The 12,243-nt window shown below is 43.0% G+C and carries 13 protein-coding genes; 3 read left to right on the top strand and 10 right to left on the bottom strand.

The genetic code is table 11. From position 1 onward, the window contains the following. The first annotated feature begins 67 nt into the window (after positions 1-67). Positions 68-721 (top strand): response regulator transcription factor, encoded by a 654-nt coding sequence (locus tag JF50_RS24485; protein ID WP_039611881.1) that lies wholly within the window; start codon positions 68-70, stop codon positions 719-721. 36 nt (positions 722-757) lie between these two features. On the opposite strand, the gene purU is transcribed toward JF50_RS24485, so the two are convergent. The 4 genes from purU to JF50_RS24465 form a co-directional block, all read right to left on the bottom strand. Next, positions 758-1,588 (bottom strand): formyltetrahydrofolate deformylase, encoded by an 831-nt coding sequence (gene purU / locus JF50_RS24480; RefSeq protein ID WP_039611880.1) that lies wholly within the window; start codon positions 1,586-1,588, stop codon positions 758-760. A gap of 148 nt (positions 1,589-1,736) precedes the next feature. Then, the gene (locus tag JF50_RS24475) at positions 1,737-2,330 is read right to left on the bottom strand and encodes a Crp/Fnr family transcriptional regulator (protein ID WP_235423511.1); all 594 of its coding nucleotides are present in this window, start codon (positions 2,328-2,330) and stop codon (positions 1,737-1,739) included. Between the two features lie 37 nt (positions 2,331-2,367). After that, a complete protein-coding gene (locus JF50_RS24470; protein ID WP_039611879.1) occupies positions 2,368-3,234 on the bottom strand; it encodes a DMT family transporter in 867 nt (288 codons plus the stop codon). A gap of 31 nt (positions 3,235-3,265) precedes the next feature. Then, the gene (locus tag JF50_RS24465; protein ID WP_039611878.1) at positions 3,266-4,075 is read right to left on the bottom strand and encodes an arylamine N-acetyltransferase family protein; all 810 of its coding nucleotides are present in this window, start codon (positions 4,073-4,075) and stop codon (positions 3,266-3,268) included. A gap of 185 nt (positions 4,076-4,260) precedes the next feature. On the opposite strand from JF50_RS24465, the gene JF50_RS24460 reads away from it, so the two are divergent. Together JF50_RS24460 and JF50_RS24455 are read left to right on the top strand one after the other, a co-directional pair. After that, positions 4,261-4,902 carry an NAD(P)-dependent oxidoreductase gene (locus tag JF50_RS24460; RefSeq protein WP_039611877.1) on the top strand — a complete coding sequence of 214 codons (642 nt, stop codon included), beginning with the start codon at positions 4,261-4,263 and terminating at the stop codon, positions 4,900-4,902. 162 nt (positions 4,903-5,064) lie between these two features. Then, positions 5,065-5,550 carry a MarR family winged helix-turn-helix transcriptional regulator gene (locus JF50_RS24455; protein WP_039611876.1) on the top strand — a complete coding sequence of 162 codons (486 nt, stop codon included), beginning with the start codon at positions 5,065-5,067 and terminating at the stop codon, positions 5,548-5,550. Between the two features lie 5 nt (positions 5,551-5,555). Here the strand turns inward: JF50_RS24455 and JF50_RS24450 are convergent, their stop codons facing one another. The 6 genes from JF50_RS24450 to JF50_RS24425 all read right to left on the bottom strand — a co-directional run bounded on the left by JF50_RS24450 (position 5,556) and on the right by JF50_RS24425 (position 12,125). After that, positions 5,556-7,508 (bottom strand): BCCT family transporter, encoded by a 1,953-nt coding sequence (locus JF50_RS24450; RefSeq protein WP_039611875.1) that lies wholly within the window; start codon positions 7,506-7,508, stop codon positions 5,556-5,558. Positions 7,509-7,590: 82 nt separating this feature from the next. Then, a complete protein-coding gene (locus JF50_RS24445; RefSeq protein WP_039611874.1) occupies positions 7,591-8,421 on the bottom strand; it encodes a GNAT family N-acetyltransferase in 831 nt (276 codons plus the stop codon). Between the two features lie 282 nt (positions 8,422-8,703). Continuing rightward, the gene (locus JF50_RS24440; protein WP_039611873.1) at positions 8,704-9,552 is read right to left on the bottom strand and encodes a transporter substrate-binding domain-containing protein; all 849 of its coding nucleotides are present in this window, start codon (positions 9,550-9,552) and stop codon (positions 8,704-8,706) included. A 365-nt stretch (positions 9,553-9,917) separates the two neighbouring features. After that, entirely contained in the window at positions 9,918-11,060 is a 1,143-nt protein-coding gene (locus tag JF50_RS24435; protein ID WP_039611872.1) for a fibrinogen-like YCDxxxxGGGW domain-containing protein, read from the bottom strand. A 157-nt stretch (positions 11,061-11,217) separates the two neighbouring features. Beyond that, positions 11,218-11,664, bottom strand: coding sequence for a GNAT family N-acetyltransferase (locus JF50_RS24430; protein WP_052262747.1), 447 nt, complete (start codon positions 11,662-11,664; stop codon positions 11,218-11,220). A 47-nt stretch (positions 11,665-11,711) separates the two neighbouring features. Beyond that, on the bottom strand, positions 11,712-12,125 hold the full coding sequence (locus tag JF50_RS24425) for a rhodanese-like domain-containing protein (RefSeq protein WP_039611871.1): 414 nt from the start codon (positions 12,123-12,125) through the stop codon (positions 11,712-11,714). Positions 12,126-12,243 lie beyond the last annotated feature (118 nt).

Here is a 12,243-nt window from a genome sequence, read left to right as displayed (position 1 = left end):
GCGAATTCTAAACGTACTATATCGGCTGTCTTTATACTAAAGACAGCCGATTTTTTAGGAGCTATGCATGAATCAGTTTTTAATTGCGGATGATCACCCCTTATTCAGAGAAGCGTTGAAAGGGGCTTTGCAAAATCAGTTTGAAGGTCTTGAAGTTATTGAATCAGAAAACTTTGAGCAAACACTAGAGCGGTTGTCTCAGCATGATGACTTAGACTTATTGCTACTCGATCTGCACATGCCGGGTAATGGTGATTTATATGGTCTTATTCGGATCCGTGAAGATTACCCCGCACTGCCCATTGTGGTGGTATCTGGTAGCGAAGATTTGAATGTGATTTCTAAGGTGATGGGTTATGGCGCGATGGGGTTCATTCCTAAGGCATCTTCCTCACAAGACATTGTAAGTGCGCTGCAGCAAGTATTAGAGGGAGAGAATTGGCTTCCTGCTGATATTAAGGAAAAAATACAAGACCTTGATGGTGAAGATCGCCAACTTGCACAGCAAATCGCCTCGCTAACACCACAACAGTACAAAGTGTTGCAGTATTTACACGAAGGGCTATTGAATAAACAAATTGCCTACGAACTGAATATTTCAGAAGCGACGGTAAAAGCCCATATTACGGCCATATTTCGTAAACTTGGTGTATACAACCGAACTCAGGCCGTATTGATCGCCTCTAAACTACAATTAGAACCCATTGAGGCAGCAAAGTAGCTTAAGCTACTTTTGCACCTTATTTATTTGCGCGCATTATTTAAATACCACGGTTTTATTACCATTAATAAACAGTTTGTGTTCTGAAGCCAGTTGCAGCGCTTTGCAAAAAACGGTTTTTTCAATATCCCTGCCTATTTTGGCCATTGCCTCAGCATTATCTGCATGTGTAATTTGCGTGACATCTTGCACAATGATGGGCCCTTCATCTAATTCGTTATTGACGAAGTGGGCAGTTGCACCAATGATTTTCACGCCGCGCTCAAATGCTTGGTGGTAAGGCTTTGCGCCGATGAATGCGGGCAAAAATGAATGATGAATATTGATGATCTTACCTTCAAATCGGGCAACAAACTCTGGACTTAAAATACGCATATATTTTGCGAGGCCAACTAAGTCTGGATTGTAACTGGCAATTAAGTCTCCAACTTGTACATCGTGCTCTGCACGGCTCAAGCCTTCATGAGATATATGATGAAAAGGTACATCAAACGCGTTTGCTAAAGGTTCTAAATTGCGATAATTTGCAATCACGGCCAGTACCTCAATATTAAGCGCATTTTCAAATTGCTTTAGTAACACACCGCCCAGACAATGTGCTTCTTTTGTGGCGAGTAATACGACTTTTACCTTTTTAGGGTTGTGTAATTTTACCTGCGCATCACCTGGTAAATTAGCCCGTAACTGAGCAATAAATTGCTCGGTTGGTGTACCGGTTAATTCGGTTCGCATAAAAAAGCGCTTACCTTCTCTATCTACAAACTCATTGTTACGGACGATATTTAATTGATGTTCGTGACATAAGCTGGTTACTTTGGCGATCAATCCAATTTCATCACTACATTGTGTTGTTAAGATATAACTCATGGTCCTCATTCCATTTGTTTAGCGGTTGTTCAGAGTACCTTAGTGAAAACAAATTGTAATGATCAGGGGGGAATTATTTATTCAAAAATGAATAAGTTTCATACTGAGAATCATGATTTGAGTCTTCGTGACTATTTTATGTCGGCTTTTACAATGCCAACTTCCTACGGATACGACTCAGCGCAATGGGTGTAATACCAATATGCGATGCCACCATCTTCAGCGGCACGCGTTCACTGAGCTCCGGGTTGCGGTCTATAAAATTCAGATATCTTTGCTCTGCACTATGATGAACAAAGGCATATTCTCGCTCTTCTTTTTTGATAAATAAACTTTCCAGTAATTGGGTGTAAGCTTCTAAAAAGCCGGGGTGTTGTTTCATGGTATTAAAGAAGGTATGCCATTCAAATTCTAAACAGATCACATCATCTAAGACTTCAATGCTAAATAATGCGGGCGTATTTTGTGTCATGGCACGGGTAGAACCGGCGATACAAGGCGCGCTGGCAAAGGCTTGGGTAAACTCTTTTCCTTCAGCAGAGACATTAAAGTAGCGTACATCCCCTTGGGTGATAAAAAATAAGTTAGGTGCAGGGCTGCCTTGGCTCATCAGTAAAGCGTTTTTTGGATAGTGTTTGAGCTTGCCCTGTAGACCAAATTTTTGAAAATCTTCAGCGCAAAGGGGTTTTCCGTCGGCACTGAAAAAAGAGACAAAATCCGCGAGCTTGTGTTGTATGTTCAAACGACATTCCTTGATGATACGACTTTATCGGAACATGTTAGGGTGCTCGCGTTATCAAGTAAAGTGCAAAAAATGCAATTAATAAAGCGGGCATATTAAGTAAAATCTGGGATAAATCACCTTGAAAAAAGAGTACAAATGCGGGTACCAAATAAGTCATGGCTAAAAAAGCATTTGGGCTCACTTTTTTTAATAAGTGTTGCTGTAAGAAGAAGGTACCCAATGTGGTAAACAGGGTTAAGTAGATGATCCATATCCAAAATGTCTGATTCTGCCAAGCGAAGCGTGCAAGGTCATCATAAAACAGCATAATGGGTAAAAGCAGCAGGCTACCAAGGAGTGCAATATAAAATGTGCTGATCAGGGCTGACTGTGTGGTTGCCCACTTTTTTATCAACACGACATGCATAGCAAGGCAAAAGCAGGCAATTAAAAATACACTGTCTCCATATTGCCAATCGTCTAGTATCAGTAAGTTACTCTGTCCCTGTATGAGCATCCAAACCGCGCTGGCTGTACCAACCAAAAAACCGAATAATTGGCTGGCACGGGTTTTAATGCCCATAAACATAAAACTCAAAAACACACTAATGAGTGGCAGTAAGGTATAGATGACCGCCGTTTTTTCTGCGGTAATAGTTTTTAAAGATTCAAATAAGCCGACAAAAAACAGCACTAAAAACCCACTGATCAGAGCATATTGTCCGATTTGCTTTGCGGTTAGTTTGATATTGCAGGAGCGCCAAACAAGTGGCGCAAGGCAAAGGCTTGTCAGGATAAAGCGTAGGCAAGTCGCTGCAATTGGACTTGCGTAAGGCAGTATTTTGCCAGACACCACAAACGATGAGGAGAGTAAGCCGACCCATACAAGCAGGAGTATGGGCTGAGCTATCGCGTGATTCATAATTTTCACCTCGATTAAGGGATCAACTTAATTATGCGGGTTTTACAAACTTGCTAAACAAATAGGCGGAGATTGCCTCATCAATATTGAGCGAAAACAAGCCAGTAAGTAGCTGATGGAGCTGCTCGATGTTCTCAATTTCGGTGATGTCAGTGTGGTTGGCTTTAATATGGTGATACTCACCATTTCTCAGAGAATGTGTTTCATCAAGCGTTTTTTTACTGACAACCAAGTTATTTACAAAAGCAGCATTGGGGTGCTTGTGAGAGTAAAAGTGACTGAGTTCACAGTCTGCTTCGCTGTAGTGGTTAAGATCAAAAGTGTAGAGTGTGAAATATTCCCCATTTTTTAAAACATCAAAGCAGTACTCTTGTGCTTGATTTTGACTGATACGATAGGTCATGTGTCCCTGTTGCTGTGGCTTATTTAACTCGAGTTTAAGAGGGTATATGGCACCTTGCGGCCCAAAGCCAACATCGAGTAAATACCGTGTACCTTTATACGTGACTAGCGTTGCTCTGTGGGTTCTGGGGACTTCTATATCTCGGTTATAGACAACTTTGGCGAGCAGTCGCTTCACTTCAAAGCCCAAACTGTTCAGTACGTTAAAAACCAGCTTGTTATGTTCGAAACAATACCCACCAAATTGCTTTTGGATGATTTTAGTGAACAGGTGGTCGACCTCTAAAGGCATGGGATGTTTTAATACAGCAGATACACTGTTGAATGTATGCTTAGCAACATGGCGGCTTTGCAGCTGCGCTAAAAAATCTGCGTCAAGTGGATGCTCAGTAAGCGCTAAGTCAGCCAAATAGTCGTCTACGATTTGCATGTCAGTCATGGTGTTTACTCCTCGTTTTCATTGAGTGCCCAGCTTAATCGTGAACGGACAGGTTGTAATGAACCTAGGTTTATTCCTTTCTCATTTTTATTTTTTACAGAAATAAACCTAGGTTAATTCCAGCGATTGAAAATACTTTTAAAGTGGAGGTGTTTCTTAAGCACATAGATTGAAAGGAGAAGTACATGCGTATCACCGTATTTGGCGCAACAGGTAATATCGGTCAGGCCGTCGTAAATGAGGCAATTTCACGCGGACATCAAGTGACGGCAGTGACACGAGACCTGCGCAAAGTGTCCCAGCTACCGGCCCAAGCGCACGCACAAGTGGGCGATGTGAATAATGTACAAGATGTGATCCGCTTGAGCAAAGCGCAAGATTTGGTGATCAGTGCAACGAGACCAACAGCCGGGCAGGAAAAGCAACTTGTCGATATTGCTGAATCATTGCTAACTGGCCTACATGAAACACACACACGTTTATTGCTCGTTGGTGGTGCGGCTTGTTTAACGGTGCCTAGCTCGAACGGTGGTTTGGTGTTAGATGATACTTCGCTGGTGCCTCTGGCTTGGAAAGCCATTGCTCAAGCGTGTTTTGAACAATACCAACATTGTAAAGCGCATAGTAATCAAAATTGGAGCTATGCAAGCCCGTCAGCACTGATAGGTGATGGAGAGCGAACTGGGCAGTTTAGAGTGAGTGAAGGCGAATTGTTGGTAGATAATACAGGTAAGTCACATATTTCGTGGCAAGACTTTGCAATTGCGCTTGTAGATGAAGCTGAATCAGCATCGTATGTGGGTAAGGTCTTTACGGCCGGTTATTAACTCAGTGCTGGCACGATGCAAACGCGCTCTCGATTGCTGCGAAACAAGGCTTTGCTGACATAGTGCTTCTAATACCGTGAATACAGGCTATGATTTCTGGTGGTTCACTGTCTTTTATCGGATTATACTGACCACCTTGGTATTATTCGGTAGCGCTAATAAATGGAAAAGTACGAAGAACTATTAGTCTCAATTCGAAAGGTGATCCGCGCGATTGACTTGCACTCAAAGCAACTTAATAAGTCATCGGGGCTGACTGGACCTCAACTGTTGATCATGCAAGAAATTGCGCGCGTAAAAGGCGTCACGGCGAGCCAAATCGCTAAGCATGTTAATTTAAGTGCCGCGACAGTGACTAACATACTTGATCGTTTGGAGAGTCGAGGTTTAGTAGAGCGGGTGCGCAGTGCGCAAGATAAGCGTCGCGTGAGTTTGTTTTTGTCTCCTGAAGGTAAGCATTTGCTGATAGATGCACCTCAGCCGTTGCAAGAGCATTTTATACAAAACTTTTGTGAGTTAGAGGAATGGGAACAATCTTTGTTGCTCTCGTCTATGCAGCGGATCGCCACCATGATGGATGCAAATGAACTCGATGCGGCACCGGTGCTGGAGATAGCACCGATGAACCAAACCGAATCGGGAAAGTAGCTGTGCTACTCGCGCAGCACATTTAAAAAGTGAAGGTGCTTTTGATATTGCGCTAAGACATCGCTGATGATGGCGCTTTCAGACCAGCCCATGATGTCATAGTTCTGGCCGCCTTCACTGAGGTACACTTCGGCGCGAAAATATGAATCACTGTCTGTGACATCACTTTGTGTAAAATCTGGCTGCAGTGCTTCACTTTTATACACACCATAAATGAAGTCGTGCTCGTCACCATGATGGACAGTGAGGATAACAGCGACGTTATTTACCTTAACTTCCGCTTCAACTTGGTTGCTTTCAAACTCATCCCTGATTTTTTTCAGTGCAGGCTTAACCTCTTTTAAGATAAATTTGTCGACCTTGCCTTTAGCTGGCGTCGCGATAAGCAGCGCGAGGCTTTCTTGCCAGGTTTGCTCATCATTGACTTGGTTGTCAAACGTCATCGGCATGGTGTGTGTGCTGCGCTTGGCATCGTCAATACGCAGTGCACGAATGAGCCCATAACAGGCGACAAGCAGGACTACAGAGAAGGGCAGCGCACTGACGATGGTGAGAGTTTGTAGCGCATCCAGGCCGCCTGCTAAGCTCAGTGCTGCGGCGACTACCCCTACACCGATAGACCAAAACAAGCGCTGCCAAAGTGGGGTGTGATTGCTGCCGTTTGAGCACAGCATGTCGATAACCATGGCACCTGAATCACAAGAGGTGACAAAAAACACCACAATCATGATGATAGATAGGCCGATTAAAAACTCAGACAGAGGGAAGTTTTCTAGAAATACAAACAGGGCAACCGCAGAGTTGTTGCTGACCATGTCTGAGATCCCTGTCATGCCTTGCTCAAAAATCATTGCTAGGGCTGAATTACCAAAAATAGTCATCCACAGTAGAGTAAATGCGGTCGGTATACAGGTAACGCCAATAACAAACTCTCGAATGGTACGGCCTTTTGATATACGGGCAATGAACAGGCCAACAAAAGGTGCCCATGCAAGCCACCAACCCCAATAAAAAATAGTCCAGCCGCCAATCCAATCTTTTTTCTCATACGCGAATAAGTTGAACGTGGTAGACACAATATCCGATAAATAATCACCGATATTCTGTACATACGCTTGTAGTAAAAACACGCTTGGGCCGATAAAGAAAATCAGGGCTAATAGCACCACGGCAAGGATCATATTGGTCTGCGATAAAATTTTAATGCCTTTGTCCAATCCTGTGGCAACAGAGATGGATGCCAGTGCTGTAATGGTGATCATAATGACGACTTGATTTTGCACCGAGACATCAAAAGAGAACAAGTACGCTAGCCCTGAGTTGACTTGTGCTGCACCTAGTCCTAACGAGGTCGCCACACCAAATACTGTACCGACAACGGCAAAAACATCCACAGCGTGGCCCATCCAGCCATGGATTCTGTCGCCAATAATCGGGTAAAGCGCTGAGCGCAATGTCAGAGGCAGTTTATGCCGATAACTAAAATAAGCCAAAATCATCGCCACAATGGCGTAGATAGCCCATGCGTGAAACCCCCAGTGGAAAAAAGTGATCCGCATGGCTTCTTTGATGGCTTCAACTGAGCCTGTATCCGCGGAAGGCGGTGAGACAAAATGCATCACGGGCTCCGCGACACCAAAAAACATCAAACCTATCCCCATGCCAGCGGCAAATAACATAGCTAGCCAAGTTGAAAAGCTATAATCGGGATCTGAATGATCGGGTCCTAATTTAATTTCGCCAAAACGCGACATGCTTAAATATACGACTAGGCCCAAAATGATGGCGACGGTTAAGACATAAAACCAACTGCCATTTTGAGTGATGGCTGATTGAGTGACAGAAAAGAGTGATGAGGCGGTTGAAGGACTGATCACGGCAAAAATCACCAACGCCAATACAATCGCAGAAGCGCTGTAAAAAACGGGGAGATTAAGCGAGGTGTTGTCTTTTTTCATAGTGAAACTCTATTAATTAGACTACAAATTACTTTGCTTGGCTAAGTTTAAAAATAAATTATCTGTCATTGAGATAACCGAATCAACGTTCCTTTGATAACTTCTTAGACCACATGTTTACTGAGTGTAGCTGGTCTTGAACAATAACTTGGTTAGCAAGGCGTCCACCAAAATTAAATTCATGGCGCGCTAACACTTTATTCATTGCATAATCATCTGCGATGCATTGGCAGTGTATTGTTTCTACTTCATTACGAAGTAGCCGGTGAAGTACGAAGTCAATTAAAGTGGTCGCCATACCTTGATTTTGAACAAAAGAGGCAACGGACAAATCTTGCAAAAAGCAGCTTTTTGTATTGGCGTCATGCTTGATGCTAACTGCAGCAACTATGTTATCCAAGTAGTCAATGACAACGTATTCATGTTCGCCTTGCATACTCGCTTTAATTTTCGGCTCATCTTCTTGCCAGTGCGAATACAGCGTATCATCATTTGCGAAGAGCTTGGCAATGCCTCTTGCATCAGAGCGATTTGCTAGTCGTGCCATTGAGGTATTGTGCTTTGTGGTTTCAAAGTTATCGGTGTTACTGATTACGTGATCAAGGATTTCATCGTATAAATCGCTATTTTTCTCTATTTTTCTCTGATTATCTAAATACTTAGCAGCAAAAATTGCATCCTCATTACTATACAATTTGGGGATCGTTGCCTCAATTTGATATCCATTCGACATTAACGCAAGTGAGTTAGACTCTTTAACTTGCAGCAGCACTTTGGTGTTACGGTTTTGAGTTGCTGTGGTCTCTATATGATGTATCGAGTTATCACAAAGATGTTGAGTCTGGATTTCCATTGCAAGCAATTTATGTTGCTTGTCATTCGGCAATAATGGTGTTGCCTCATAAGTTTGCATATAACCCTCTATGCCTGTTTTATATACAGGAATCAATTTAGTTAGAGTTCTAATGTTTTGTATTGTAACTTTTTGGGGGGGATAATTAAAGTTGCGTTATAAATTGCTATGAAATCAAGCAAAAAGGCAGCTTTTTTGAGCTGTATGGTAAATATCTTTTCCTAGTTTGGTTAGGTATGTATTGAGATAGTCATGACTTTTATATATTTAGAAAGCTAAATAGTTTTAGTTGTAATTAATTTCAGGTCAGTTTGAAACAATCGAAGCACTGAGTAATACATGTTACTGGCTGTGATTATCCACTGCATCACGTAACATCAATTCGAGCTCTTCTGTGTAAAAAGGGACGTATTGTTGAATATAGGTGAGTCGAAGACCTTGTGAGTCCAATGCATCAAGTGCGGATTGCCATTTTGTGACGATTGCATCCGGTGTCTCAGCGGAAAAGGCCATATATACGGCATGTGGAGATAACTGAATAGACATGGGGGTCAAGGCGTCGAGAGCATAGCCAGCTGAAGCGAGTATTTCTCGGGTATTCATCAATGAAATAATGGTGCAATCAAAGCGGCTTTTGGGCTGAAGTAGTAACTGGATGGCTTCAAGTTGGCTGTCCGTTTCATGAAATGGGATCTGATATTTTTTGTATATTTCAGTGTCCGCAACTTTACGCTGTGATACACAAGTTGCTTGATGGCGTCGAATATCGCTAAACTGGTTAAACGCTCTTTTATCGTTTGAGCGTTTGTATAAAACAGCGCCATCAAATAATAAAGGGCCCACCCATTTAAAGGCGGGGAGCCGTTCAGGGGTTTTAGCGACGATAAGGTGTGCTCTGTGGTATAAAGTTACGTTACCTGAAGGTGACATGACCCTTTTTGGGGGCTGTTTTAATATGTTTAATCCACGCGCAAAAGAACTGACTTGTACAGGCTGGTAATGAGAGAGGCGGCTTGCAATTTGGTTGTAAATATCAACGATAAATCCTGAGGTGACGTTGCCATGTTTAATATAGACAAAAGGCTCAAGAGGGTGCATTGATACAATCAACTTGTGTTCCACTGTGGCACCATACAGGGCGTGGCTGGCGATGACAGAGAGTAAAAAAAATAATGACCGAGCTTGCTTCATAGTCGCTTATATCACTTTGATAACACCTTAAGTATTGCGGTCAGTCCTCTATTTGTCTATTTAACCCCAATTGTTCAGTGCGGATTTCTTCGCTCAGTGACATAAGGGTCACGCATACCGTAAAACCGAGCGTGCCGAGCAAAACTTGCTTGTGATTTGCCCATGTTGATGTGTTTTTATTCTGATACTCGGGCAGAAAATACCCCGTGAATGAACAGGATATAAACTGAATCTGATGCAAGGGAAATAGTGGGGTAAGCGATACTGCTGGTGGTTGTATCAAATCGTATCTTACTGTGTTGTTAACCGAACCTAGTTTGTAATGCCGTGGGTTGGTCAGGCGTTTAGCCTGACCTCATAGATATTTATTTGATATAAAATGCCCCTTGTACTGTCGGTGCACTTGTGGCACCTGCATCAATAGCATGAAGTGCAGGGAAACGCTCACTTTCAAAAGTGATCCCATTACCACACTGTGTCACTTGGTCACTCTTACCCACATAAGTTAGGTTTGTCGTCCAAGTTGTTAAACGCGTTGGATATTGTACCAAGCCATCAATTGAATAGTTGTGCCAGTTGGATTTAGCAATGTCGCGACAGGCAAACTTGTCACCAACCGCGACAGTGGCAAATGGGTCACCGCCGTCGACTCTTTTTATCACTGTGTCATCAAAGGTGCTTTTTGCTCTGAAGAGTGCATCACTGCGTCCATCAACCAGTGCGATAATGGCATTGTGAGTTAACTTTGCGCTTTGGCTTAACCCTGCATGTGACATCCCTTCTAGGTTGCAGGCATTAAAGTCTGGATAGTGACATTGACCACCAATACCAGAATATTTAGAGATCAAGGTCCAGCCGCCACCTTCCGTAGCCATGTCACAGTACACATCAAAGTGCGCTTCACCGCTTGTCCCATCTGGATCTATTGTATACGTGCCATTTTTGCTGGCAGGTGCATTTTGCTTTATTTCTAAACAAGACTTTGGATATTTACCATTGTCCTCACGGGTGCTTACAAATTCTAATGCAATCCAGCTTTCACCTGGATTAGAGAGTGCCTCATTGAGGTTTTCTGATGAAGCTGAGTGGATAAGCTCAATGTAGTCACCTGCGTTGAGTTCAAGTAAAAAGTTACCTTGGTTGGTGGCATTTTCAGCGTAATTCTCTATTCGTGCATATTCATAGGAGGTTGCAGAAATATCAGTGCCATTGGTTAAAATATACGTTTTGATTTGGCGTCTCGCGGATGCGCCAACGCCTGATGTACGCCAGCTCAGTGAGTAGTTCACTCGATAAATACCAGCATCTTCAACAAAAAACTTGCTGCCTTGCTGAGTGATTTTCACAGAATCAATATCAACTTGGTTAAACACATAAGGTGTCGGAGCAGGTGTATTGATGTTTGCATTACCTTGGCTGTCAATAAACTGCGCGATATTGGTTGCTGCAACACTGCCCATTGAGATAAAAGTACAGGCCAACGCCGCTGCGAGTGGTTTTATGGTCATGAGAGTTCCTTTGAGATTATAGGGTATTGATTTTTCTTTATTTTAAAACTTGAGAATACAAGTTTAGTGTGCCATAAAATATCGGAAGTTGGTTGTGTGTTTGGGTTCATTGCGTAATTTATGAAAAAGTTAATGCTCGGCGCATCGGTATGCTGATTCACTCATTTATGGCGTAAAAAAAGCGCTGTTTTGCCTTGGGTTTTGCCCCTTGCGCGATATAAAATTTTATCGCACTTTGATTTGTGTGTGGCGTTTGCCACTGGACTTGTTGATATCCTCGCCTTTTTGCTAAATCGAAAATATAGCCCATCACAGATTGCCCAATCCCCATACCGCGATAGGTGTCCTGAAAAAATAAACAATCTAGATATAGGTACTCTTTCATATCCCAGGTTGAAAATTGCGGGATGACACTGAAATAACCGATGGTGGTGTGTTTAAGTTCAATGATAAATAGCTCGACTGGGAGCGTATCTAGCGCGCCCATGGTTTGTAGTTGGTCATCAATATGAAGTGTATGCTGTTCATGGTGTGCATGTGCAACGAACATGCTGAGTAATTGCGGGTGATGTGTTTTGGTTGCTGGTATGATAGTGACTGACATTATACTTCCTATTGGTAGGGCTTGTGATCATCACAAGCCCCAAGTGGTTATTGTTGTGGATCACCTAAATGTCGATTGACAGGATACCGCTCAAAGTCTTCCCAATAGTGGATCCCGCCTATCATTTCTTTGACTTTATAGCCTAGCTGCGCCAGTTTATATCCCGCCTTTGTGGCGCCGTTACAGCCTGGTCCCCAGCAATACACGACAAACAGGGTGTCGGGTGCAAAGGGTGCCATACGTTCGGCGGTGATTTCATTATTGGGTATATTTATAGCGGTGATCGCATGACTCTTGGCATAAGCGTGTGCAGATCGAGTATCTACGAGTACAAAGTTCTGTATGCCTTGCTTGATGTCGGCATAAACATCGTTACAATCCGTTTCACAGTGTAATTTTGCGCTAAAGTGCGCCAGTGCCGCACTTGGCTTTGCAGTATTGTTGACATGTACATTGGCCATCTACTTTTCTCCTTCTTCGTTGGTGTATTTAAAGCCTACAAGGCGGTCTTGAGTGGGTAAATTCATCATTTCTGAACGCCGTCTTCGTATTTTGTGAATAGGCCTAGATGGCTGCATG

The sequence above is a fragment of the Pseudoalteromonas luteoviolacea genome, from assembly GCF_000814765.1.
GTDB classification, from domain to species: domain Bacteria; phylum Pseudomonadota; class Gammaproteobacteria; order Enterobacterales; family Alteromonadaceae; genus Pseudoalteromonas; species Pseudoalteromonas luteoviolacea_H.
Note: the sequence above shows the minus strand (reverse complement) of the source record. Positions and strands in the feature narration are given on the sequence as shown.

Coding starts and splice junctions, on each gene's coding strand:
- JF50_RS24485 (WP_039611881.1), top strand. CDS start 68: ATGAATCAGTTTTTAATTGCGGATGATCACCCCTTATTCAGAGAAGCG.
- purU (WP_039611880.1), bottom strand. CDS start 1,588: ATGAGTTATATCTTAACAACACAATGTAGTGATGAAATTGGATTGATC.
- JF50_RS24470 (WP_039611879.1), bottom strand. CDS start 3,234: ATGAATCACGCGATAGCTCAGCCCATACTCCTGCTTGTATGGGTCGGC.
- JF50_RS24465 (WP_039611878.1), bottom strand. CDS start 4,075: ATGACTGACATGCAAATCGTAGACGACTATTTGGCTGACTTAGCGCTT.
- JF50_RS24460 (WP_039611877.1), top strand. CDS start 4,261: ATGCGTATCACCGTATTTGGCGCAACAGGTAATATCGGTCAGGCCGTC.
- JF50_RS24455 (WP_039611876.1), top strand. CDS start 5,065: ATGGAAAAGTACGAAGAACTATTAGTCTCAATTCGAAAGGTGATCCGC.
- JF50_RS24450 (WP_039611875.1), bottom strand. CDS start 7,508: ATGAAAAAAGACAACACCTCGCTTAATCTCCCCGTTTTTTACAGCGCT.
- JF50_RS24445 (WP_039611874.1), bottom strand. CDS start 8,421: ATGCAAACTTATGAGGCAACACCATTATTGCCGAATGACAAGCAACAT.
- JF50_RS24440 (WP_039611873.1), bottom strand. CDS start 9,552: ATGAAGCAAGCTCGGTCATTATTTTTTTTACTCTCTGTCATCGCCAGC.
- JF50_RS24435 (WP_039611872.1), bottom strand. CDS start 11,060: ATGACCATAAAACCACTCGCAGCGGCGTTGGCCTGTACTTTTATCTCA.
- JF50_RS24430 (WP_052262747.1), bottom strand. CDS start 11,664: ATGTCAGTCACTATCATACCAGCAACCAAAACACATCACCCGCAATTA.
- JF50_RS24425 (WP_039611871.1), bottom strand. CDS start 12,125: ATGGCCAATGTACATGTCAACAATACTGCAAAGCCAAGTGCGGCACTG.